Annotated in this window: 19 protein-coding genes; 12 read left to right on the top strand and 7 right to left on the bottom strand. The window is 57.1% G+C overall.

Annotated elements, in window-relative coordinates:
• Nucleotides 1-31 precede the first annotated feature (31 nt).
• The 8 genes from J7416_RS13605 to J7416_RS13570 all read left to right on the top strand — a co-directional run bounded on the left by J7416_RS13605 (nucleotide 32) and on the right by J7416_RS13570 (nucleotide 11389).
• Nucleotides 32-2071 (top strand): dynamin family protein, encoded by a 2040-nt coding sequence (locus J7416_RS13605; protein WP_209225427.1) that lies wholly within the window; start codon nucleotides 32-34, stop codon nucleotides 2069-2071.
• Nucleotides 2068-3354, top strand: a complete 1287-nt coding sequence (locus tag J7416_RS13600; protein ID WP_209225425.1) for a dynamin family protein — start codon at nucleotides 2068-2070, stop codon at nucleotides 3352-3354. The genes J7416_RS13605 and J7416_RS13600 overlap by 4 nt, the downstream gene beginning before the upstream one ends.
• Nucleotides 3355-3691: 337 nt before the next feature.
• Nucleotides 3692-5836, top strand: coding sequence for a serine/threonine-protein kinase (locus J7416_RS13595; protein ID WP_209225423.1), 2145 nt, complete (start codon nucleotides 3692-3694; stop codon nucleotides 5834-5836).
• Between the two features lie 201 nt (nucleotides 5837-6037).
• Entirely contained in the window at nucleotides 6038-7012 is a 975-nt protein-coding gene (locus J7416_RS13590; RefSeq protein WP_209225421.1) for an FHA domain-containing protein, read from the top strand.
• A gap of 3 nt (nucleotides 7013-7015) precedes the next feature.
• Complete coding sequence (locus J7416_RS13585; protein WP_209225419.1) at nucleotides 7016-7801, top strand: PP2C family serine/threonine-protein phosphatase; 786 nt, start codon at nucleotides 7016-7018, stop codon at nucleotides 7799-7801.
• Nucleotides 7802-7823: 22 nt separating this feature from the next.
• The gene (locus J7416_RS13580; protein ID WP_209225417.1) at nucleotides 7824-9086 is read left to right on the top strand and encodes a transporter substrate-binding domain-containing protein; all 1263 of its coding nucleotides are present in this window, start codon (nucleotides 7824-7826) and stop codon (nucleotides 9084-9086) included.
• Between the two features lie 46 nt (nucleotides 9087-9132).
• On the top strand, nucleotides 9133-10242 hold the full coding sequence (locus J7416_RS13575) for a transporter substrate-binding domain-containing protein (RefSeq protein ID WP_209225415.1): 1110 nt from the start codon (nucleotides 9133-9135) through the stop codon (nucleotides 10240-10242).
• A gap of 40 nt (nucleotides 10243-10282) precedes the next feature.
• Nucleotides 10283-11389 (top strand): transporter substrate-binding domain-containing protein, encoded by a 1107-nt coding sequence (locus J7416_RS13570; RefSeq protein ID WP_170464782.1) that lies wholly within the window; start codon nucleotides 10283-10285, stop codon nucleotides 11387-11389.
• A 246-nt stretch (nucleotides 11390-11635) separates the two neighbouring features.
• Here J7416_RS13570 and J7416_RS13565 read toward each other — a convergent pair whose 3' ends face one another.
• The 7 genes from J7416_RS13565 to J7416_RS13535 all read right to left on the bottom strand — a co-directional run bounded on the left by J7416_RS13565 (nucleotide 11636) and on the right by J7416_RS13535 (nucleotide 20223).
• Nucleotides 11636-13849: an NADP-dependent isocitrate dehydrogenase gene (locus J7416_RS13565; protein ID WP_209225413.1), complete on the bottom strand. Its 2214-nt coding sequence runs from the start codon at nucleotides 13847-13849 to the stop codon at nucleotides 11636-11638.
• Between the two features lie 220 nt (nucleotides 13850-14069).
• The gene (locus J7416_RS13560; RefSeq protein ID WP_209225411.1) at nucleotides 14070-15095 is read right to left on the bottom strand and encodes a proline racemase family protein; all 1026 of its coding nucleotides are present in this window, start codon (nucleotides 15093-15095) and stop codon (nucleotides 14070-14072) included.
• Nucleotides 15096-15104: 9 nt separating this feature from the next.
• Complete coding sequence (locus J7416_RS13555) at nucleotides 15105-16343, bottom strand: FAD-binding oxidoreductase (protein ID WP_209225409.1); 1239 nt, start codon at nucleotides 16341-16343, stop codon at nucleotides 15105-15107.
• Entirely contained in the window at nucleotides 16340-17272 is a 933-nt protein-coding gene (locus J7416_RS13550; RefSeq protein ID WP_209225407.1) for a proline racemase family protein, read from the bottom strand. The genes J7416_RS13555 and J7416_RS13550 overlap by 4 nt, the downstream gene beginning before the upstream one ends.
• Nucleotides 17263-18222 (bottom strand): dihydrodipicolinate synthase family protein, encoded by a 960-nt coding sequence (locus J7416_RS13545; protein WP_209225405.1) that lies wholly within the window; start codon nucleotides 18220-18222, stop codon nucleotides 17263-17265. The genes J7416_RS13550 and J7416_RS13545 overlap by 10 nt, the downstream gene beginning before the upstream one ends.
• 139 nt (nucleotides 18223-18361) lie before the next feature.
• Complete coding sequence (gene ugpC, locus J7416_RS13540; RefSeq protein ID WP_209225403.1) at nucleotides 18362-19420, bottom strand: sn-glycerol-3-phosphate ABC transporter ATP-binding protein UgpC; 1059 nt, start codon at nucleotides 19418-19420, stop codon at nucleotides 18362-18364.
• Nucleotides 19417-20223 (bottom strand): IclR family transcriptional regulator, encoded by an 807-nt coding sequence (locus J7416_RS13535; RefSeq protein WP_209225803.1) that lies wholly within the window; start codon nucleotides 20221-20223, stop codon nucleotides 19417-19419. Before J7416_RS13535 ends, ugpC begins: the two co-directional genes overlap by 4 nt.
• A 140-nt stretch (nucleotides 20224-20363) precedes the next feature.
• Between J7416_RS13535 and J7416_RS13530 the strand changes: the two genes are divergently transcribed.
• The 4 genes from J7416_RS13530 to J7416_RS13515 all read left to right on the top strand — a co-directional run bounded on the left by J7416_RS13530 (nucleotide 20364) and on the right by J7416_RS13515 (nucleotide 24857).
• The gene (locus J7416_RS13530; protein WP_209225401.1) at nucleotides 20364-21623 is read left to right on the top strand and encodes an extracellular solute-binding protein; all 1260 of its coding nucleotides are present in this window, start codon (nucleotides 20364-20366) and stop codon (nucleotides 21621-21623) included.
• Between the two features lie 97 nt (nucleotides 21624-21720).
• Complete coding sequence (locus J7416_RS13525) at nucleotides 21721-22644, top strand: sugar ABC transporter permease (RefSeq protein ID WP_170423575.1); 924 nt, start codon at nucleotides 21721-21723, stop codon at nucleotides 22642-22644.
• A gap of 1 nt (nucleotide 22645) precedes the next feature.
• Nucleotides 22646-23494 carry a carbohydrate ABC transporter permease gene (locus tag J7416_RS13520; RefSeq protein WP_209225399.1) on the top strand — a complete coding sequence of 283 codons (849 nt, stop codon included), beginning with the start codon at nucleotides 22646-22648 and terminating at the stop codon, nucleotides 23492-23494.
• 22 nt (nucleotides 23495-23516) lie between these two features.
• Nucleotides 23517-24857, top strand: coding sequence for an alpha-glucosidase/alpha-galactosidase (locus J7416_RS13515; RefSeq protein ID WP_209225397.1), 1341 nt, complete (start codon nucleotides 23517-23519; stop codon nucleotides 24855-24857).
• The last annotated feature ends 24 nt before the right edge of the window (nucleotides 24858-24881 follow it).

Below are 24881 nucleotides of genomic sequence, written 5' to 3'. Positions count from 1 at the left end.
ATCTTTGATTATCAGTACTCAGGGTAGCAGTATGAGTGAAAATAACCGTCGCGAGTTAATTCGCATTGCCGAAGACATGAACGGGGTCAGTAATGATGAGACCCGTCAATTCATTTCGCGGATCGTAAACGATCTGTCGAACTTAAAGCCATCGATCGCGTTTGTCGGCCAAATCAAGGCTGGCAAATCCCGCTTGATCAATGGTTTTACAGGTCAGGCCGAATATCTGCCGTCAGATGTAAATCCCTGGACGACGGTGATCACCGATATGCATTTCGGGCACCCTTCGGGCCGGACAAATGGGGCGGAGTTCCATTTCTTTGACAACCGCCAATGGCACGCTCTGATCGCCGAAGGTGAAGAGCTGCGCAATATGTTCCCCGATGACGAGGACAGCTATAAGCGCGAGATGATCGAAGAGCAGGTCGAGGCGATGAAAACCCGCGCCCGTTTGCGTCTGGGCGACAGCTACGAACAACTGTTGGGCCAGCATCACGATTTGGAACAGCTGAACTCGGACGATCTGGCCCGCTATGTTTGCGCAGGCGATGATCCCACTGATGGTGAGGCCCATGATCCGGGTTCGGACCGCGGGCTTTACAGCGACATTACGCGCAAGGCCGAAGTGTATTTTGATATCGGCCACTTCCCCTTCCCCCTGACCGTCACGGATACGCCCGGCGTCAACGACCCGCTGTTGATCCGCGAGGAAATCTCGCGCCAGTACCTAAAGGAGTCGGACTTCTTCGTGGTTGTCTTGTCCGCGCACCAGGCTTTGTCGCGGGCGGACCTTAAACTGTTCCGCCTGATGCAGGCCCTGGAACTGGGCCAGATCGTCGTGTTTATCAACCGTGTTGACGAGTTGGGCGGCGGTGCCGAGGATGCCGGAAAAGTCCGTGCAGATGTTTTGGATGGGCTGGAAAAGGCACTGGGCAACTCGGACATCGACGTTCTCATGGGAAGCGCCCAATGGGCCCATTACGCTTTGACCGGTGACGAAACAGGCGTGAACCACGACCACGTTCTGGCCTGGCTGCGCGCTCATCCCGAACAGATGAAACAATACCTGGACGGCGTCGAAGAAATCAAACAAGGCCCGGGCCCGATCAGCCGCGAAGGTGTTTTGCGTTTTGCGGCGATGATTGCTTCGGGCTTGCCGGACCTGCGTCGGCATGTGACCCATGCGCTGGCCCAAGGCCCGCGGGACGAACAGCTAAAAATGGCATGGCAGCACCTGAACAGTTTCGCCCAAGGTGAGCTGGAGCGGTCCAAAGCACATCTGCGCGCCATCGACGATGATGGGACAACCGATCCGGGCGGTGACGAAAACGACAAAACACTGGGTGAGCTACGCGCGACGATTGCGCAAAAAACGTCTGAAATCATCGACGATATGGACGACGTTTTGGCCAACCTGCGGGGCGTTATGGATGACACTGTGTCCGAAGCGGTCTCCGCCGTGGTACGCGGGCCGAACGGGCAATCTCCGCTTTTGGCCAAGGGCGGCGATACCGAGCTGAACTTTGCACCGTTGCGGGATCGCATGCGCGAATTGGTTCAGGGGGCAACGCAGGTCGTCCGGCAGCGCATGCTCAGTGAGCTTTATGCCATCGACATGAACAGCAACGCTGCGTTGCGTGCCCTGCCCGGTTGGCAAGATCCGACCGACAACCGCATGAACACCAGTGCGGTTCGGTGGTTCCGCCCCGATACCACGGCATTGACTCGTGGTATCACAGTGGAACTGCGCGTCAGCTGGCTATCGCGCCTGATTTCGCGCAAAAGCGTGGTTGCACGTGCCGAACGTATGATTGTGCAGGAATTTGAAATGATCGGCGATGATCTGGTCGATACAGCACGCAGCGATCTGCTGGAACGCCTGAACACTGTTCTTGATCACTATCTGGCTTTGCTGGCGGGACATCTTGAACAGCGGGTCGATACTGGTCAAACCAATGCACGTGCAGAGGCGCAGGCGGCGTTCGATCAAGCACAACGTGTGGCAGATGATTTGGATGCGGTGTTCGGCGGTGACACTGCCGACAAGAAAATAGCAGAGGCAGCGGAATGATAGAATTTCCCGGAACCGAACAGGAAGTACGCAAACTCGAACGCTTCCTGACCGCCACTGAAAACTTGCCGTCGGACGCGGCGCTGGACAAGATGCGCGAGCGCGCCTTGGCCCATGCAGAACGGCTTTCGAATGCGGTCAATATCGGTTTCGCCGGCGAATTTGGCGCCGGAAAGTCCAGCTTGGCCAATATGCTGGCCGGGGCGGATATTTTGCCAACCGGCCCGCAGCATCTGAAGTTGCCCTTGGTCATAGTGGCTTATGCCGATGCCCCGGAAACCACAGTTGGCTGGTGGGACAAAGAACCCAAGGTTTATTCCGGTATTGCACTGGAAAAGGCGGCGGCTGACGATCCTGACTTCATCTCGGTCGGCTTGAATACGCCTGCTTTGCAAGAGATATCGCTGTTTGACCTGCCCGGCACCGGGGCGTTAGACGACACTTACAAACCGACTCTCGATTTGCTGACTTATGTCGATTGCGCGATCTGGTGCACAAACGGCACCAACGCGTGGCGTGAAACCGAACGCCATCTTTGGGCGCAGGTACCGCAAGAGCTGCGTTCGAACAGCTTGCTGGCCGTAACCCACACGGATTTGCCGCCGGTTCGTGACGCGCTTGACCGCGTTCTGGGCCGATTGGAGAAAGAAAAAGGCGACATGTTCCGCGCGGTCGTTCCTATTGGGACACCAGTCGCCGTTCGGGCCATGGCGCAGGAACCTGAGCCTGATTTTGATCTTTGGGAAACCTGCGGCGGCCAAAACCTGGCAGAACAGGTGCTGGAAATCGCGTCGGCGAAGCGTATGGCGGATCTGGAAGCCGCCCAAAAGGACCTGGAAGACGATTTTTTGCCATTCCTGGCCAGCATCGAAGGTGACAAAGACGAGGCTGAGCAAACCGAGGCCCCATCGATCCATGCAACGCTGGAATCTGCGCTGCCGCCGCTCGAAAACCCTATTCTCGAGGATTGGCTCGCGGCGATTGCTAGCATCTACGACGATCTGCGCGAGACTTCGGACATCGAACCAGCGGCTTTCCTGAACAGCTGCCAGGAGATCGTCGAAGACTTTGCCGAACGTCTGGAGCAAGGGCACGAAATTACCCCCGAAGCAGATTGGATTCCCGGCGAGTTCGAAAAGGCCACTGACCTGCTGTTGTTGCTGCAATTTGAAAGCGGCGATGCGCCGCTGAAGGATGCAATCAGCATCCTTGCGCAGCTCAGCGACAACCTCGCCTGGGCCGGCAGCAGGGTCGAGTCCGTTCAGACAAAAACCGGAACCTGACCTTTTCCCGTAGTAATTGAGCCGCATTGCAGCGATTCGAAGGCGTCAGAATCGCTGCGCGATTGTTTCGTGATCGAAGACCAATCTACATAAATTCGGTCTTCAGTCCGCGATTTCAAACGCCCTGACTTCAATATGTAGATTGTTCTGCCGCCTTTGCACCACATATTGACATTCAAGTTTACTGCTTCTTAGTGAAGCCACGAGGCGGCCCCAATAAAGTCAAATTTGAAACGTCTAACGTTCTTAAGTGTCCTGCGGTTGTGTTTGGTTGTGAGTTCGCGGGCAGTTTGCCCAGTTGAAAATACCGCAAAACGATTAGAACGGGCGGAATGAAATGAGCCACAACCAGGCCGTCGGCGCAACGCACGACGAACCGAAAATTGAAGGACTTCAACCCGGCGCCAAGCTTTTGCGCGGGCAATATGAAATCCTGCGTTTTATCAGCAATGGCGGGTTCGGGATCACGTATCTCGCGCGCGACAGTCTGGAGCGCGAAGTGGTGATCAAAGAGTGCTATCCGGGCGCTCTGTGCCGCCGCAATGGCGACATGGTCGAGCCGGTCGAGCCGGAGTTCAAAGACGACCTGCGTTCGATCATTGACCTCTTCATTCTCGAAGCGCGCAATCACGCGCGCTTGGTTCACCCAAACATCGTCGACGTTCATCAGGTGTTCGAGGATAACGACACCGCGTATATCGCGATGGATTACATCCGCGGCTGCGATCTGCTGGATTATGTCGAAGATTCCAAAAACAAGACCGGTCCTGATTTCATCGTTCAGGTCACCGAAAAGATGCTGTCGGCGGTGTCCTTCATCCACCAAAGCGGCATGCTCCACCGCGATATCTCGCCCGATAACATTCTGATCGATGAAAACGGTGACCCGGTTCTGATCGACTTTGGTGCGGCGCGGGAACAGGCTGCAAACCAGTCTGCGGCGCTGCTGACACTGCGGGTGATCAAGGATGGTTATTCACCACATGAGTTTTACGTGCGCGGCGCGGAACAAGGTCCCAGCAGTGACCTCTACGTTCTGGCGGCAACCCTGTATCACGCCATCAGCGGCGAACGTCCGGTTGACGGTCAGACCCGTCTGAACGCGTTCAACAATGGACAAAAAGATCCCTACGAACCTCTGGCTGGACGTTTTGAGGGATATCCAGATGGTTTCCTTGAGGCCATCGACAAGGCGATGGAGGTTCACGCGACCGACCGTTTGCAGGCCGCTCTGGATTGGCTGCGCATGTTCCGCGGCCCCGGCGTGATGTTCGACAGCTTCGACTACCGGCCGGTTTCTGTGATCGTCGCCATGGACCACAAGGACGAAGAAGAAGAAAAAGCGCGGATCAAGGCCGAAAGCGAAAACGCCGAAGCTGTTGTCACCGCTCTGCTGGCAGGCAACACCGATATTGCGCTGGGGAACGAGGATAAGAAGGACGACGAGCTCGCCACCTTCAACTCGAAAGAAGAGACCCCTGTTGCTGTCGATACGGTTGTCAAAAGCGGATCGAGTGGGGCAGGCAAGCTCGTTGCCGGTGTGGCCGTTCTTGCAGTTTTGGCGGCAGGTGGTTTCTTCCTGATGTCGGGCGAAGAAACTCCGGTAGAAGATACAGCATCAACACAAACGCCAGCGGTCGAAGAAACCGCGGCAGTCGAAACATCCGTGCAGGAACCGGTCGAGCAGGTAGCGACCACCGAAGCAGAGCCAGCACAAGCTGAGCCCGCCCAGCCAGTGGTCGAGGCTGCGGCAGAGCCTGTCGAGCAGGCACAAGAAGAACCCGTTATCGCAGAACCAAATGAGGCCCCCGAAACAGAAACGGTCGCAGCGGCCCCTGTTCCGGAAACCCCACCTGCTCCGGCGCAACCGGTAGACCTGTCTGAACAGCAGATCGCGTTCTCGCATTGGGATGTCGATATTCCGTTCCAGACATCCCGTCGCCGGGCATCGACCGGCAGCATCATCGCAATTACCGGTGTCGACGCAGGGATGGACCCGTCGGTTGTCGGCGAATGGGTCGCACGCGGTGCTACCATTTTCACTCTGAACGGCAGACCGGTCCAGGCAGATATGACGTTTGCCGCACAGGTTCTGAACGAAATGAATATTGACCCGGATGGATACATTCGTGTGTCCGCCCGCTATCGCCCCTTGGGTGAAACCCGTCCGCAGAACGGTTTGCTGGCATTGCCCGCTATGCGTGTAGTTGGCCTGGAAAACGGTTACGTGTTCACCGTTCAGAACGCGAATAGCACGGGTTGGCAAACGGTGGTCAGCTCGGTTCCGCCATCTGCCCAAGGTGATCTGCAAAAGGGTGACGTCCTCGTGTCCGAAGCGACGACCGGCACTGCGCTGGACGGATCGGAAAGCCTGGATGCCCTGACAGCAGCACTGGTCTCAGAAGACCAGCCTCTGGCCCGCTTCAACGTGTTGCGAAGCGGGGCTGAGACCAATGCCACAATGTCCTTAGCGCAGGAGTAATCTGACCGGTTCGTATCTGATCTGCCAGTGTGTGTTTGCTGAGGGTTACCGCAAAAGGTGTCCCTGGCGGGAACCAGCCCGCCGCAGAAGTCAAAAGTGACCTTGTTAACGAATTTTTCGTGCCGTTGTGCCCCCGCGTACAGGCAAAAAGCAGCCCCATAGGACTCTGGTCCTGTGCAAAGAAACAAAGGTGTCGACACCATGTTTAAATACAAAAGCCCTCTTAGCCGGCTTCTCGAAGGTGCCGGCAAACCAAAAGAAGCCGACGTCGAGCAGACCGAAGCGCCCGAGACCGAAAAGGTCGAGCCTATCGCCGATTTCAATGCTCTGCGCGAGGCGCTGGCAGGCGGCAACATGACTTCGGACAGCTACGAAGAAACCGACGAGCTGATCCCGGAAGAAAAGATGCCCGAGTTCGCGGAAGGTGCCGAAGCGGATACCGTTGAGGCAGAGGATGAAGTCGTCGTAGCCGAGGTCATCGCCGAAGTTCAGGAAGAGGCCGTCGAAGCCGCTGAGCCCGAGGCCGAGCCCGTGATGACCCTGCACACGACAGTCGAGGAGCCTGTCGAGGTAACCACGGAAGTGGTCACAGAGGAAGAGATCGTTCAGGTCGAAGTTTCCGAACCCGAACCGGTTGTGGACGTCGTGGTCGAAGAACCTGAAGTCATCGACCCAGTTGCCGAGGCTACCCCGGCACCAGAACCTGCACCGGTCGAAGATCGCCGGGGCCGCGTCAAAACAACGTTCCTGGGTTTTGAACGTGCCGATACGCATGTTCAGGATCTGATTGAAACGACGGAACCGGTCGCGAAAACCGAAAATGCCGAACAATCCTTCCCGGTGGGTTGGCTTGTCATCACAGGTGGCCCTGGCCGTGGCGCCAGCATTACCTTGACCGAAGGTTTGATGCAGATCGGCCGCAACGACGATCAGGCCATTCAGCTGGATTTTGGCGACACAGGGATTTCGCGCAGTAACCATGCTGTGATTGCCTACGATCCCGAAGATCGCAAATGCTATCTGGGTCATGGCGGCAAAGCCAACCTCGTGCGCCTCAATGGCAAGCCCGTTCTCAGCACCGTTGCCCTATCCAGCGGTGATCTGATCCGTATCAGCGACACCTCGATCCGTTTTGCCGCCTTCTGTGACGAAGGCTTTGATTGGCGGGACTCCTGATAGATGCTGGCGACTCCGGCATATGATATTGCGTTGATCCTGGACAAGGGCCAGCGCGACACGCAGGAAGACGCGGTAGCGTCGCGCGTGTTTGACGCGGCAAATGCGGGCTATGTGGTCGTGGCCGACGGTATGGGCGGGCACGCTGCGGGCGAGGTTGCCTCTGATCTGGTGATCCGCGCATGGCGGGATTCACTGGATGCCGAACTTGAAGGTGACGCCCCGTCCCAAACCGCTCTGATCGACGCTTTGCCGCTGGCGGCCATGCAGGCCAATGCCCTGATCGCAAACCATTGCGAAGAACAGGGTGCCGGATTCAACATGGGGTCGACCTTGTTGGGCGTGCTTCTGTTAGGTCAACGTCTGTTCTGGATTTCGATCGGCGACAGCCCGCTTTACCTTTTCCGGAATGGTTCGCTGCACCAGATCAACGAAGACCATTCGATGGCGCCCGTAATTGATGCACAGTTGGCCGAAGGGACTCTGACCGAGGCTGAAGCGTTGGCGCATCCCGATAGGAACCAATTGACCTCGGTCATCATGGGGGCTGCGATTCCCAAGGTCGATTGTCCGGAAGAACCGCTTGATCTGACACCGTCTGACATCCTGATCCTTGGAAGCGATGGCCTGCAATATCTCAGCAATACTCAGATTCAGGACATCCTGCGCAGCAATGCGAACGCGCTGGCGCAAGACATCGCCGGAGCACTCCAGTCCGCATTGCGGGCCAAGGGCGATCCGGATCAGGACAACGCGTCAATCGGCGTTGTGAAACTTACAAAAAACTAAACAAGGCAAAGTAACAGGACCCATGAGACCTCATCTGATCATATCGAGCCTGGCACTCGCTGCCGCAGCAGGCACAGCCTCGGCGCAACAGGCATGCTCAACCTATGAAATTCAACGCGGCGACAGCCTGCGCGAACTGACCATCGACGTCTATTCGACCGAAGACTTTCGCATAATCTATGATGCAAACCGAGACGTCATTGGTAACAACCCCAACATCATTCGCGTTGGCGACGTTCTGACCCTGCCCTGTCTGGAAGACATCGGGCGCGCACCCGCCCTGCCCCGCACCGAAGCCGAAGCCATGGCTGCGGAAATGGCGGCAGAGCTGGTCAAAGCCGCAGAGGATCGCGCAGCGAAAGCGATCGCCGAGGCCGAAGCCCGTGTTGCCGAAGCCGAGGCCGAAGCCAAGAAAGCCAGCGAAGACGCTGTGGTTGCTGCGAAAGAGGCAGCCAAGGACGAGATTGAAGCCGCCCGCGCGGAAGCAGCTGCGCTGATCCGCAACGCAGACTCCGGTGAACGCCCCGAGATCCGCGACCGGCAGGTTTTGCTGATTACCGGTGGGGACTATGCTCCGTTTACCGATGAAGCGTTGCCCAATCGTGGCCTCTACACCTACCTTGTCGAAACGGCGATGCTGCGCGCTGCACCCGAGCAGGCCTATAAAATTCAGTTCGTCAACGACTGGTCGTCGCACCTGGATCTGCTGATGCCAACGCTGGCTTTTGATGCCACCTTCCCATGGTCGCGTCCAAATTGCGAAGAAGCGGCGGCGCTGTCGGAAAAAGATCGCAACCGGTGTGAAACATACAACTTCTCGAACCCGTTCTATGAGGTCGTGGACACGTTCTTTGCCCGCGAAGGTTCCGGATACGAGCAAACGCTGACCTACGCGGACTTTGCCGGAACCACCATCTGCCGCCCAGAAGGCTGGTCGCTGTCGCACATGGACTCGGTCGGATTGTATGAACCGGCCATCTCACTTATTCGCCCGGTCTCGCCTGATGAGTGCTTCCACGCCGTAATGGAAGGCACTGCCGATATCGTCGCAATCGAAGCTCACCTGGCTGTCGAGGCGATCGCACGGCTGGGCTACGAACACCGTATCATCGAAAACCCCAATCTGGCAGCGATCAAATCGCTTAACGTCATGACCCACAAAGATAATCCAGATGGGGAAGCGATCCTTGAGACGCTGAATCAGGGTCTGGCGATCATGCAGCAATCCGGCGAATGGCGCGACATCGTGTCAACCGCCCTACGCCATCAAATGGAAAACGGCTGAAACACTAAAAAGCCTTCTCAAATAATATCTCTGGAGAAAACAACTAATGCCTAAACTACCGCTCCATAACGTTGCGATGACCTCTGCTGCCGTCATTGCTCTAAGCGCCGGAGCCGCCGCCGCCCAGCAAGCCTGTACGAATTATACGGTACAGGATGGTGACACGATGGCCACCATCGCGATTGCTGCATACGGCACCTCGAACTACCAGCCGATTTTCAACGCAAACCGAAACTCGATTAGCAACCCTAACGATCTGGCGCCTGGATTGTCGCTTGTGCTTCCATGTGAAGACGGAAGCCTACCGAACGGTCAAAGCGCACGCGAAATCATCGCCCAACAGCAAGAACGCTTTGCCAACTCGACCCAAACAAGTTCGTTCAAAGCCCCAATCAAACTGGTTACGGGCAACGGCTGGGCGCCATTCGCGGATGAGACCCTGAACGGCGGTGGTTTCATCACACGTCTGGGAACGACAGCTCTGCAACGGGCTGGTAACGCTCACGAATATTCGATCAGCTTTGTGGATGATTGGAACTCGCATATCGAAACCCTGCTTCCGCTGGGCGCGTTTGACGTGTCGATGGCGTGGAACATGCCCGATTGCACCAACCGCAGTTACGAATGGTCCTGGGAAACAGAAATCCGCTGCACACAGTTCCATGCGTCAGCACCCGTGTATGACATCGTCCTGGGTTTCTACACGCTTCCCCAAAGCGACTATGCCAGTGCGACCAGCTTTGAAGACCTAAAAGGTGCAACCGTCTGCCGTATGGAAGGATGGTTCATCCACGACCTCGAACAAGAAGGTCTGCAACCAGAAAAATCCATTGATCTGCTGCAACCCGTTACCGCGCGGGAATGCTTGGATGCCGTCCTGACCGGCTCCGCGGATGTCGCGACCTTTGAAGTTCAGCTTTTTGCCGACGCAATGGCTGAAATGGGTCTGAACGAGAACGATCTCGTCGAAAACCCGTATGTCACGACCCTCTCAGCCCTGCGGTTCATCACTCACCGGTCTAACCCAATGGGCAAACAATACCTGGCGATGCTGAACAAAGGCCTGAACGAAATGCGGGAGTCCGGCGAATGGTACGCCATCATCTCGGACACACTGACTGAGCACAATGAACGACTGATAGCCTCATCCGGCTAAGGATCCACTTTCCACATTCCAACCCACGGGAGGAAAAGCAATGCATAAACAAAAACTTAACACCAAGGTGATGACGGCGACTGCCGTCCTCACACTCACCGCAGGCGCAGCGGCAGCGCAGGAAGCCTGTACAAACTACACCGTGCAAGATGGTGACACGATGGCCACCATCGCGATCGCAGCCTACGGCACCTCGAACTACCAGCCGATCTTCAACGCGAACCGCAACTCGATCACGAACCCAAACTCGCTTGAACCTGGCTTGGTTCTGGCTCTGCCATGTGAAGACGGCAGCCTGCCTAACGGTCAGTCCGCACAGGAACTGATCGCCGCAGAAGAGCAGCGTGCAGCAAGTGTCAAACGCTCAAACGTCTATGCGCCGCCGATCAAGATGGTTGCAGGCAACGGATGGGAACCGTTCACCAGTGAATCTCTGGGCGGCGGCGGTATTATGACTCGCCTTGCGACAACCAGCCTGCAACGTGCTGGTAACAGTCGTGACTACTCGGTGAGCTTTGTCGACGATTGGAGTTCGCACCTGGACACCCTGCTGCCGCTTGGCGCTTTCGACATCTCAATCGCCTGGACCATCCCGGATTGTACGAACCGCACTTATGAGTGGTCCAAAGAAACTGAGGCGCGCTGCACCCAATTCGTCGCTTCGGTTCCCGTCTATGACGTTGTTGGTGGCTTCTTCACGCTGCCGGAAAGCGACTATGCAAGCGCGACAAAGTTCGAAGATCTCGAAGGGTCCACCATTTGCCGCATGGCAGGTTGGAGCATGGTGGTTCTGGAGGAAGTCGGCTTGAACCGCGAGAACACAACTGTGGTGCAGCCCAACTCGGCCCGCGAATGCCTTGACGCCGTCCTGACCGGCACTGCAGATGTCGCCGCGTTCGAAGTTGATCTGTTCGCTTCGACCATGAAAGACATGGGACTGACATCAGCTGATATCGTTGAAAACCCATATGTTTCGACATTGTCATCGATGAGCTTCCTTGCGCACCGCACAAACCCGTTCGCGCGTGAGTACATTGCGATGATGAACAAAGGTCTGAACGAAATGCGTGAATCCGGCGAATGGTATGCGATCATTTCGGACACCCTGCGCGAACAGAACGAAAAGCTGAACGCGGCGTCTAACTGACCCCAACTTCATCTTGTTGAATTAGGGCCGGTCTTTTGACCGGCCTTTTTTCTGCACTCTGGAATTGGTCTACGGGAATCCCCCAATATCAAATCCCAATGAAGTTGATAGGGTGAACACAACTGTACCGGTAAGGCCATGGCCTGACTGCTCACTCAAAAAAAGGGCCGACTTTGGGGGTCGGCCCTTTTTCTATGTCTTGGCGGGAGCAATAGTACCCACGCCGCTAAGCGTGGGTGCCAGCACTCAGTCGATGATCGCGTTCAAAGTTGCGCTGGGGCGCATGACTGCAGCAGTCTTGGCCGGATCGGTGTGATAGTAACCACCCAGATCCGCTTCGGGCCCCTGCGCTGCTGCCAGTTCTGACAGGATCTGGCCTTCTTTGTCGGCAAGTTCTTTGGCGATCGGAGCAAACTCGGCTGCCAATTCCGCATCATCCGATTGCGCGGCCAGTGCCTCGGCCCAATAGCGCGCGAACCAATAGTGGCTGTCGCGGTTGTCCGGCTGACCGACCTTGCGGCTGGGCGATTTGTTGTTGTCCAGAATGCCCTGTGTCGCCACCTCGGCCGCGGCCCCCAGAACGCCAGCCTTGGCGTTGCCTTTGCTGTCGGCAAGAAAGTTCAGCGATTCACCCAAGGCACAGAACTCACCCATCGAGTCCCAACGCAGGTGGTTTTCTTCGACCAACTGTTGAACGTGTTTCGGGGCCGACCCGCCGGCACCGGTTTCGAACAGACCGCCACCGTTCATCAGCTTGACGATCGACAGCATCTTCGCCGAGGTGCCCAGTTCGAGGATCGGGAACAGGTCGGTCAGGTAGTCACGCAGTACGTTGCCAGTAATGGCGATGCTGTCCTTGCCCGCAGTGATCGTCTCCAACGACTGACGGGTCGCTTCACGCGGAGCCAGGATCTGGAACTTATCGGCCACACCTGCCGCCTCAAGCGCTGGTTTGACGTACTTGATCAGTTCGGCGTCATGGGCGCGGTTCGCGTCCAGCCAGAAAATCGCCTCGGAACCAGTCAGGCGCTGGCGATCCATCGCCAGTTGGATCCAGTTCTCGATCGGCGCTTTTTTGACAGTGCAGGAACGCCAGATGTCGCCTTGTTCAACATCATGGGAATGCAGCGTCTCGCCGTTGGCCAGTACGATGCGGATTGAGCCATCAGCGGGTGCCTGGAACGTGGTCGGATGCGAGCCGTATTCCTCGGCTTTCTGCGCCATCAGACCGACGTTGGCGACGGCACCGGCCGTGGCCGGGTTCAGCGCGCCGTTGGCTTTGAAGAATTTGATGGTTTCGTCGTACACAGGCGCGTAACAGCGGTCTGGAATGACACAGTTGGTGTCGCCCTTGGCGCCGGTTTCGTCCCAACCTTTACCGCCTGCGCGGATCACGGCAGGCATCGAGGCGTCGATGATCACGTCTGACGGTACGTGCAGGTTGGTGATGCCCTTGTCGCTGTCGACCATATACATGGACGGACGGTCGCCCTTGATCGCGTCAATTGCAGCCACGATGTCAGCGTTGTCTTTCACACGCTCCAGCAGGTCACCCAGACCCGAATTCGGGTTCACGCCCAGGGCTTCCAATTCCGCGCCATATTTTTCGAACACAGGCGCAAGCCAAGCTTTGACCGCATAGCCAAAGATGATCGGGTCACTGACCTTCATCATCGTGGCTTTCATGTGCAGCGAGAACATGGTGCCGTCTTTTTTGGTGTCCTCAATCGCATCAGCCAGGAATGCCGACAGTGCTTTGACAGACATGAAGGTCGCATCTGCGACGGTACCTTCGGCCAGTGGCCATGCGTCTTTCAGGACTGTGATGCTGCCGTCTTTGGCGACAAATTCGATCTTGGCGTCGCCCGCCTGCGCGGCAGTGATGGTCGCCGACTTTTCATTGGCGTAAAAGTCGTTGTCGGACATCGACGAAACCTTGGTTTTGCTGTCCGACACCCATTCACCCATCGAATGCGGGTTTTTCTGCGCATAGTTCTTCACTGCGCGGGCCGCGCGGCGATCCGAGTTGCCTTCGCGCAGAACCGGGTTAACAGCCGACCCTTTGATGGCGTCATAACGCGCGCGGATCGCTTTTTCTTCGTCGGTCGAGGGCTCTTCGGGATAATTTGGGATGTCGTAGCCTTGCGACTGCAGCTCTTCGATGGCGGCAACCAGCTGTGGGACCGAGGCCGAGATGTTCGGCAGCTTGATCACGTTGGCATCCGGAGTTTTTACCAGTTCGCCCAACGCGGCCAGATCATCGGTGATGCGCTGCGCGTCGGTCAGGTTTTCCGGGAAGGTTGCCAGAATACGGCCTGCCAGCGAAATATCCTTGGTCCCAACACTGACACCCGCAGCGCCGGCGAATTTGCGAATGATGGGCAGGAACGAGGCGCTGGCCAGCTCGGGCGCTTCGTCTACAATGGTATACAATATGTCGAAGTTCGATTTATCTGCCATATTCTTTTACCTTTTTTAAGCCTTTCGGGGCGTGCGATCCAAGAGTGTGCCACATTCAGGTGGCGAGGGGTGGGCGCGTTTTAACCTACCGCCCAACGGTGACTCTGTTTTGACAGGGCCTCCCTTAAATCACGTTTGGCTTGGGATCAATCGTTCTGAGGGGGCGCATATTGACACGGTATGCAAAAATCCCGGGAATTCCGGGCCTGCCGCACGGAATTTAGGCACCCCAAGTGTCGCTTAGCCGATACCCGCCGGGCCAGGGATCATCCGGGTCCAGCATGTGCTGATGCGTTCCGGTTATCCATCCTCGGCCGCTGATCTCGGGTATGATCGCTGGCTGCGAACCAACCTGGGCGGCCTGCACAATCCGGCCTGTGAACGTCGAGCCGATAATGGACACCGCCTCGAAAGTCTGGCCGGGCGTCATCTGCCCTTTGGCCTCCATCAGCGCCATACGCGCAGACACGGCTGTACCGGTGGGGGACCGGTCGACCTTGCCGGGCTGGATAGCGACAGCAGACCTGCCGCGCCAACCCGTGGGCGTTCTTTCAAGAGGGCCGCAGAAGGCACAGAACGAGATATGGGTCCAATCAGGATTTTCGGGGTGAGTGAAGCCCAACTGTTCGTTGGCGGCGTTGGTGATTCTGACGCCAAGGCGGGCAATAGCGCGGGCTTCCTTCTGGACGATCTCAAACCCCAGCGCAGCGGCGTCTACAATCACGAAACTGTCGCCCCCATAAGCCGTATCCACCGTCAGCGTGCCGAGGCCCGGAACCTCCAATGGAACCGAGAGCTTGTCTGCAAAGCTGGGCAGGTTCTGAACATGTATGCGCTCGGCCTTGCCGTTTCGACATTCAGCACGAACGCACACCAGCCCACCTGGCGCTTCGAGCGTCAGCGTAGTCTCGGGCTCCCGCATCGGGATGATCCCGCTATCCAGCAACACCGTTGCGACACAGATTGAGTTTGAGCCGGACATGGGCGGCGTGTCTTCGGGCTCCATGATGATAAAGGCCGCATCGGCCCTTGGATCTTTCGGCGGCACCAGAAGGTTCACATGTCGAAACACGCCCCCGCGCGGTTCGTTCAGCACAAAATCTCTGAGGGTCTGATCCTTTGCAATATTTGAGCGTTGGTCCCAGATCGTGTCACCGGGCGGAGGCGTAACGCCGCCAACGATCACGTCGCCCACCTCGCCCTCGGCATGGGCAGAAATTACCTGGATGGTTTTGACGCTGCGCATGGGCTCTCCTTAAAACCGGGTGGCGGCGTAGGGTGACACAGAAATAGGCGGGCTTTGCCCGCCAACCAAAGCGCCAACCAATTCGGCCGTTCCGGCAGATTGAGTCAAACCCAGATGGCCGTGCCCGAAAGCGTAAACAACGTGCGGAGATTTGGGCGACGGGCCAATCACCGGAATGCTGTCAGGCAAAGACGGACGGAACCCCATCCATTGGGTACCATTCTCGGTTTTCAGCCCAGGCAAGAACTCAGCTGCCTTTTGCAGCAATACATCTGCCCGTTTGAAATTCGGCGGCAGGGTCAACCCGCCCAATTCAACCGCCCCGCCAATGCGTACGCCGCCATTGATCTTGCTCGCGACGAACCCGTGGCCTGAAAACGTCAGGTGCATGCGCAGATCAAACGCGCCCTTCGGCAAAGTGGTGTTGTATCCGCGCTCGGTCTCTAAAGGAATTCCGTCACCCAAGGTCTGAGCGATGTGGTGCGACCAAGCCCCTGCAGCCACAACCACTTTGTCTGCATCAAGTGTTTCATCGGCGCAAACAACCAGAACACCGTTCTTGAGGGGGGACAAAGCACGAATCTCTCGTCTCTGAATTTGACCACCGCGATCCAGAAAGGCAGCAGCCAGGTGGTCAACCCATGTGTTGGGATCAACGGTATTCAACCAGTTGGGCGTGAACCCGGCGTGGGTAAATCGTGAACTGAGACCCGGTTGTTTTTTGGCTATGGCAGCGGGACTCTCCAACAACTCGAACTCAATTCCATGTTTGCGACGCAGGTCCCACGTCGGCAGGCTGGCACGAAATTCAGCCTCGCCTTCATATAACTGCATCTGACCATCACGTTGCAGAAGGCCTTCGCCATTCACGCTCGGGATCAAGCGGCCGAGTGCTTCACGAGACAAACCAGTTAAACGAGCCTGAGCGCCAAGCAATTCACCATAGTGATCAGGGCGACTGGCCCGCCAAAAACGATACATCCACGGCGCAATACGCAGCGCATAGGCCGGAGGGATCGAGAGCGGCCCCAGCGGATCCAGCAACCATTTTGGAGCCTTGCGCATAATGCCGGGCGTGGCCAGCGGCTCGATCTCGGGAAAGGCAAAGGCCCCTGCGTTCCCGGCGGACGCCTCGGATGCAACGCCTGTGCGATCCAGGACCAAAACGGAATGACCACGTCGTTGAAGCTCGAGCGCGGTTGTGATTCCGATCACTCCTGCGCCGATGACGACGACTTGCCGGGTCATGTTTCGATCCCGGATTTGAATGGATCGGCCTCGTGAAACAAGAGCTTTGCCTCGGCCACGACAAAGGCCTGCCCGGTGATTGATGGGATCACTCCGCCTGTCGGCCCGGGTTGGTAAGACAAGCGATAAGAGCTGCCGATCACGCTGTGCTGTATGATTTCCTGACCCGGGGCCAAGTGTCCGTCGGCGGCAAGACAGGCCAACCGCGCTGAACTGCCCGTCCCGCAGGGAGAGCGGTCATAATTATCGTCGGGGCAAAGTACAAAATTGCGGCTGTGCACTGTCGGATCGGGTGAGTCATCTTGCAAGATGACGTGGTCAATGGGTTCGCCGTTTTCACCACCTATCCCCTGCGCGATCGACGCCTCTCGAACAGCGATCGACAAATCGGTTAGTTTACGAATATTGGCTGGAACGACCGGGACCGGACTGGGGTCGATGATAAAAAACCAATTTCCGCCATAGGCGACATCCCCTGAAACCGCGCCGTATCCCGGGACTTCAAGGCTGACACCCTGATGCACCCTGCGGCTTTCGATATTGGTCACGGTCACGGTGTTGGGATCGGCCAGTTCAACCGTTACCACCCCGGCGGGCGTTTCGATCCGGTGTTGGCCCAGTCCGATCCGTCCCAGATGTGCCAGCGTCACCGCCAGCCCGATGGTCCCGTGACCACACATGCCCAGAACGGCATCGACGTCAAAATAGATCACACCAGTGACACAGGTTGGATCAACAGGCTCAACCAGCAACGCGCCAACCATCGCGGGCTGCCCGCGCGGCTCGAGCATGACCGACCGGTAGAACGCCTCATGTTCAGTGGCCAGCCGTCGCGCACGTTCAGCCAAGGACCCGCACCCCAGATCGGGCGCGCCATCTAATATGACGCGCGTGGGTTCACCGCCTGTGTGGCTGTCGATCACATGCATTCAGCGATCACCCCGCCCTGTTGGGACCAATCAGCAAACCAACTGCAGAACAGCTTATATTGCTGTTCACAATAATGTCGTTGCGCATCGGTCAGCTCATCCGTTTCATTGAAGTGCAAACGGTACTCGGGTTCCCCGTTCAGTACCAGCAAGTGCTTGTAATACAGCACAAGATCCGGCCCTTCATCAAAGCTGGACAGGACATGGATCGCCTCGGTCAATTCCTGCGCACGCAGGCGTGCCTCTGCATGGCCCCGAGCGGCCTTTTGGGACAGCGCGGCCAGCAGCAACGCTTGGCGCGGTAGGGCCGCGCCGATACCAGTGATCGAGCCCGTCGCACCACAATTGACAAAGCCATGGTAAACCTCGGTATCGACGCCAACCATCAAAGTCACTTGATCATCCTGGCTGGTGATGTTCTCGGCCGCATAGCGCAGGTCATACTTGCCTCCAAACTCCTTGAAACCAATCAGGTTCGGATGCTCTGCGCGCAAGGCAAAGAACAGATCAGCGCGTGTGGCAAAGCCATAATAGGGGCTGTTGTAGATGATGGCAGGGACATCAGGTGCAGCAGACAGGATCGCCTTAAAATGGTTCTTTTGCGCGACCGGTGAACTGCCGCGCGACAGCACACGCGGAATGACCATCAGACCCACCGCACCTACTTTTTGAGCATGAGCCGCGTGCGCCACAGCGGAATTTGTGTTTATGGCCCCGGTGCCGACAACAACGGGTAACCCTGCATCGACCAAACGCTCGACCCCTTCCATGCGCTGCGCGTCGGTCAGCAACGGCCAGTCCCCCATCGAACCGCAATAGACCACCGCAGACATCCCCGCGTCGATCATCTGCTGACCTTTGCGGACCAACGCGTCAAAATCAGGCGTCCGGTCCGGTTTGCAAGGGGTCATCAGGGCAGGCATCGTGCCGGTGAAAACATTGGTCGACATGGGTGAAATCCTCGATGGCCGGGGCCACGAATTATGCCCCCTTTGGACTCGCCATAACGGATATTGGATACAAAATCCAGAAAAATTGAAGACGCGCCAGATCTATGATCAAGCGTGCCTAATTTCCGTTTCGATTGCTTCAGCGAAGCCGGTGGCCTGTCTCGGGATCAAACAACATGGCGCGTTCCGGGCGCACGACGATGCCAATGCGCTCACCCTGCTTGCTACGCTCATCCTCGCGCTCTTCGACGATCAGTTTATCACCGTTGGGTGTTAGCAGATAGGAATAGCTGACACCTCCTAGCGCTTCGGTCAGATCAACTGTGCAGGTGTCGCCTGCACGATCCACGGCGATGTGCTCTGGGCGAATGCCAAGGGTCACTTTCGTTAGTCCTGCAGGCACGTTTACAGCCATTTCCAGTGGCTCACTGAGCGCGGGGTGCGAGACCTTGCCGTCGACAAAATCGCACTCTAGGAAATTCATGGCAGGCGAGCCAATAAATCCAGCAACGAACCGATTGTCCGGGTCGCGATACAAATCCATAGGCGCGCCGACCTGTTCGATCCGCCCATCCCGCAATACGACGATCTTGTCGGCCATGGTCATCGCCTCGACCTGATCATGAGTCACGTAGATCATTGTTGCGCCGATCTCATTGTGCAGACGCGCGATCTCAACCCGCATCTCGACCCGCAGTTCCGCATCGAGGTTTGACAGCGGTTCGTCGAACAAGAACACCTCGGGGCCACGTACGATAGCGCGGCCGATGGCGACCCGTTGACGCTGACCACCCGACAGGGCTTTGGGCTTGCGTTTCAGGTATTGGTCCAGTTTCAGAATGCTGGATGCTTCCTGAACCTTCGTGTCAATTTCCGATTTGGCAACACCGTTCATGCGCAGGCCAAACCCCATATTCTCGGCCACCGTCATATGCGGATACAGAGCATATGTCTGAAACACCATCGCAACCCCACGCTTGGCCGGGTCCATATGGGTCACTTCGCGGGCCCCAATATGAATCTGCCCCTCGGTTGTTTCTTCAAGGCCTGCGATCATCCGCAGCAAAGTGGATTTGCCACAGCCTGAGGGGCCTACAAAGACGCAGAACTCGCCATCTTCGATTTCCAGGTCAATGCCGTGAATTACCTGCGTCTCGCCATACCGCTTGATCGCCTGGTTCAGAGTCACACCCGTCATGTTGCTTGCATCCTGTCTGTGTCGGCGCTTGGGTTGGTTTCAGGGAACCGCCAAGCCTGTGCTTCGGCTCCGATCTGTTCGGCCACGCGGCGAACACGAGGAACCCAGGTTTCCAACTGTTTGAAGTTCATTCTTTCGGTCGATCCGGTCACGGAGATCGCGCCCAACATCCGCCCGCCCGCCGTGAGGATGGGGCAGGCAATGCAGATAATGCCAGGCTCATGCTCTTCGTCGTCGACCGCATAGCCCCGGCTTCGAATCAGGTCGAGATCGGCGCGTAGCGCGGCCTCGGAAGTCAGAGTTTTGTCGGTGAACCGATGATAGCTTTGCTGGGACACCGCGCGATCCAGTGCGGCATCACCCAGAAACGCCATCATGGCCTTACCCACCCCGGTGCAATAAGCCGGACCAACTTTACCAGCTTGGGAATACATCTCGATCGGGTGGGCCGCGTTGCGCTTATCCACATACAGCACCTGGTTGGAATCCAGCTGTGCCAAGTGCACCGTTTCCCCAGTCTCACGGCTGAGCCCATCCAGAAATGGTCGCGCGATAGGGGCAAGCGAGCTTTGCGTCCAAGCCGCATGCGCCAAGCGCACCAACCGCAATCCCGGCGTATAGGTCTGCCGGTCGGGGTCATAGGACAGCATGCCCTGATTGGTCAGAGTTTGCAGAAACCGATACAGGGTCGCCTTGGGAAAATCGCTGCTTTCCAGCAGTTCTGCGAATCGGACCGGGCGCTCGAACGCGGCCACCTGATCCAGCACGTCACATGCTTTGCCTATTGTTCCGTCACCAGCCACGAGTGCCTGTTCTCCTCCCATTAACCCACCGCCTTCCTCACGAGGGTCTTGACAAGACTAACCGAGTCGATGTGTAGTTTTCAATATATAAAACATGGTTTCAATATTTGGAACCAAAATGGAAGCTAAGGGAGGAAACCATGCATTCCATGTTCAAGCGCACTGCCGCAGCTCTGGCAGCCAGTGTCGCACTTGCTGCGCCCGTTGCCGCCGAACTGACCGGTGAGCTGCGAATCTTCCTCGATACATCCAACCCGGCGCCGCGCGCGACGATGGAGGCGATGATCGAGCGGTTCGCAGAACAGCACCCCGGGCTGGAAATCGAGACCACGGTCATCGACCGTGAGGCATACAAGACCCAGATCCGCAACTTCCTGACGGCCGACACACCGGACGTGGCGACCTGGTATGCCGCAAATCGGATGAAGCCTTATGTCGAGGCCGGCCTGTTCGAGGACGTATCGGACCTGTGGGCCGAACCTGAGATTGCCGAAAACCTTGCCTCAACCAAAGGCGCGATGACCATAGATGGCAAACAGTGGGGCGTGCCTTACACCTACTATCAGTGGGGCGTTTACTATCGCAAGGACATCTTTGACGAACTGGGCCTGACCGAACCCACCACGTGGGAAGAAGAGCTGGCGAACTGCCAGAAAATCGTCGACTCGGGCCGTGCCTGCTATACCATCGGGACCAAGTTCCTGTGGACCGCTGGTGGCTGGTTCGACTATCTGAACATGCGCACCAACGGGTTCGACTTCCACAACCAACTCGCCAATGGCGAAATCAGCTGGGAAGATGACCGGGTCAAGCAAACCTTCGCCAACTGGAAACAGCTGATCGACATGGGCGCGTTCATCGACAACCACCAGACCTACAGCTGGCAAGAAGCCCTGCCCTTCATGGTCAACGGCGAAGCCGCCGCGTACCTGATGGGTAACTTCGCAGTTGCTCCGCTGCGCGAGGCGGGTCTGACTGACGACCAGCTGGACTTCTACCAGTTCGTCGCCATCAACCCCGATGTTGAACTGGCCGAAGACGCACCGACCGACACATTCCACATCCCGGCAAATGCGTCGAACAAAGAAGCCGCGCGCGAGTTCCTGCGCTTTGTGGTCTCGGCGGATGAGCAGACCGAGATCAACAACGGTGCCAACCTCGGTCAGCTGCCCGTGAACGCCCAGTCGTCCGTCGATGACGACAAGTTCCTGCAGCAGGGCTTTGCGATGCTGTCGGCCAACAGCCCTGGCGGCGTTGCCCAGTTCTGGGATCGCGATGCACCTGCTGAGATGGCTAAAGTGTCGATGGAAGGCTTCCAGGAGTTCATGGTCAAGCCGGACAACGCTGACCGTATCCTGTCCAAACTGGAACGCGCACGTCAGCGCATCTACGACAACTAAACCGGTCGGGCCGGGCATCTGCCCGGCCTGCACCTTTTTGAGCGTAAGGCGGGTGCAAACCCGGCTTACCCCTTTGACCTAAACCCCGAGAGAGCGCATGTCAGCCGTCGACGTCCCTGAACAGGAAAGCTGGTTCCACAGAAACCAACAGCGCATCGCACCCTGGCTGTTTCTGGCCCCGGGTCTGCTGTTCTTCATGGTCTATGTGATCATCCCGGTGTTCCAATCCTTCAACCTGTCGCTCTACGAATGGGACGGGCTTGGCGCGGCGGAATATGTGGGCTTTCGCAACTACGAAGACCTCTATTGGGAGTGGGTCGATCGAGACGCCTTCTATACTTCGCTCAAGAACAATCTGATCTGGCTGATCATGTACCTCCTGGCGATTCCTGCAGGTCTGTTCATCGCATTGTTCCTGAACCAGACCGTCTGGGGAATCCGCCTCTATAAGTCGCTGTTTTTCTTTCCCTTCGTTATTTCTCAGGTCGTCGTTGGCCTTGTTTTCACATGGTTCTACGACCCGACCTTCGGGCTGTTGAACGAATTCCTCGGACTCTTTGGCTTTGGCCCCCTGAACGTGCTGGGAGATGAACGGTTCGTCACCTACGGTATCATCTTTGCTGGTCTCTGGCCGCAGACGGCCTACTGCATGATCTTGTATCTCACCGGCCTGAACGCTGTGGACCCCGAACAGATCGAGGCCGGGCGGCTGGACGGTGCAAAGGGATGGCGCATGCTCTGGCACATCATCCTGCCTCAACTGCGCCCGGCCACCTTCATTGCCTTTGTTGTGACAATCATTGGCGCGCTGCGGTCGTTTGACCTGATCTCGATCATGACCCAGGGTGGTCCTTTCGGGTCGTCCCGCGTTCTGGCCTATTACATGTTCGAGGTCGCCTTGTCCGAATACGGCTTCCGCATGGGATATGGTGCCGCCATCGCCGTGATCCTGTTCCTGATCATGCTCTGTTTCATCGCCTATTTCCTGTGGTCGATGTACCGCGAAGAAAGGGGGCACTGAGATGTTTCCCAAACCCATCGAAAAACAACCGCGATCAGCACAGATCACTTATCAGGCTATGTTGCCACTGGCCTTGCTGCTGTGGCTTGGCCCCCTGCTTGCGGTCGCTCTGTTCTCGGTCAAACCGGCTGCGGATTTTACCAATGCGAACTACTGGGGCCTGCCGTCCAGTTTTGAGGGTGCCTACAACTATGGGCAGGTGTTCTTCAACTCTGACATGCCGCGCTATTTGCTGAATTCGTTCATGATCACCGTTCCAACAGTGATCGGCGCGGTGGCGCTGAGTTGCATGACCGGGTTCGCACTGGGCATCTATAAGTTCAAATCAAACCTCTGGATCTTTTTCATGTTCGTCGCGGGAAATTTCGTGCCTTTCCAGATCCTGATGGTACCCGTCCGTGACCTGACTTTGGAACTTGGTCTGTACAATACCAAAACCGGCCTCGTCCTGTTCCATATCGCGTTCCAGACCGGCTTTTGCACCTTGTTCATGCGCAACTTTATCCGCGCCCTGCCCTTTGAATTGATCGAGGCCGCACGGGTCGAAGGCATCAGCGAATGGCGTATCTTCTGGTACGTCGTCCTGCCGCTGATGAAGCCTGCGATTGCGGCACTCAGCGTGCTGATCTTTACCTTTATCTGGAACGATTATTTCTGGGCCGTGGTCCTGACCCAGGGGGCCGAAAGCCAGCCTGTTACGGCAGGTATCACCAGTTTTAACGCTCAGTTCCGAGCGGCTTATCAGTTGATGAGTGCCGGTTCTATCGTTGCGGCCCTGCCGCCGGTGGCCATGTTTTTCCTAATGCAGAAACACTTCATCGCGGGTCTGACCCTCGGTGCCGTCAAATAACGTCAAACCAAAGGTTTGCCACATGACCAAGATCACCTTTATCGGGGCCGGTTCCACGATTTTCATGCAGAATATCGTGGGCGATGCCCTTCTGACACCGGCGCTGGCCGACAGTCATTTTGCGTTGGTGGACATCAACACGCAACGCCTTGCTGAAAGCGAGGCGGTTGCCAAAGCGATGATCCGATCCGTCGGGACCGGAGCCACGGTGTCGACCCATACCGATCGTCGCGCCGCGCTGGAAGGTGCGGATTTCGTGATTACCGCCTTTCAAATCGGCGGTTACAAACCCTGTACCGTGACGGATTTTGAAATCCCAAAACAGTACGGGTTGCGCCAGACCATCGCGGACACGCTGGGCATTGGCGGCATCATGCGTGGTCTTCGCACCGTCCCGGTGCTTTGGGAGGTGGCGCAGGACATGATGCAGCTCTGTCCGAACGCGACGCTTCTGCAATATGTCAACCCAATGGCGATAAACACCTGGGCATTGGCGGAACGTTTTCCCGCGTTGAAACATGTTGGCCTGTGCCATTCCGTACAGAACACGGTTGAGGAACTGGCCCACGATCTGGACCTGCCAAAGCAGGACATCCGGTACAAGGTGGCAGGCGTGAACCACGTCGCGTTTTTCCTTCGGCTGGATCACGAGGGCCGCGACCTCTACCCTGCCCTGCGGCAGGGATATGCTAGCGGTCAGTTGCCCAAACCGCCTCTTTTGATGCCCCGCTGCGCGAACAAGGTGCGCTACGAAGTGATGGAGCACCTGGGCTACTTCTGCACCGAAAGCTCGGAACACCTGGCGGAATACGTCCCGTGGTTCATCAAAGATGGCCGACAAGACCTGATCGAGCAGTTCAGCATCCCTCTGGATGAATACCCAACCCGCTGCGAGGAACAGATCGCCAGTTGGAAGGAACAGGCAAAGACCCTGACGGACGGGCGCGACATAGACGTGACCCGTAGCCACGAATTCGCGGCCGACTTGATGAATGCGATCATCACCGACACCCCATACGTGGCGTACGGGAACTTGCCGAACACTGGACAGATCCCGCAACTTCCGCTTGGTGCAGCGGTCGAAACCCCGTGCCTTGTAGATACAAACGGCGTGCAGCCCTCGGTCGTCACGGACATTCCGCCTCAACTGATCGCCCTGATGCGGACACAGATCAACGTTCAGGAACTGACGGTCCGCGCGTTGGTTGAGCAGAACCCCGAACACATCTATCACGCCGCCATGATGGATCCGCATACCGCTGCCGAACTGGACCTGCGCCAGATTCGCAGGATGGTTGACGATTTGCTGGTGGCGCATGCCGATTGGTTGCCGAACTGGTGCCGCCCGGCCCGCGCCGCCTGATCTTCATCTTTTCATAAATACTCA

Origin of the sequence: Ruegeria sp. R14_0 (assembly GCF_017743975.1) — a bacterium.
Taxonomy (GTDB): Bacteria; Pseudomonadota; Alphaproteobacteria; order Rhodobacterales; family Rhodobacteraceae; genus Ruegeria.
Note: the sequence above shows the minus strand (reverse complement) of the source record. Positions and strands in the feature narration are given on the sequence as shown.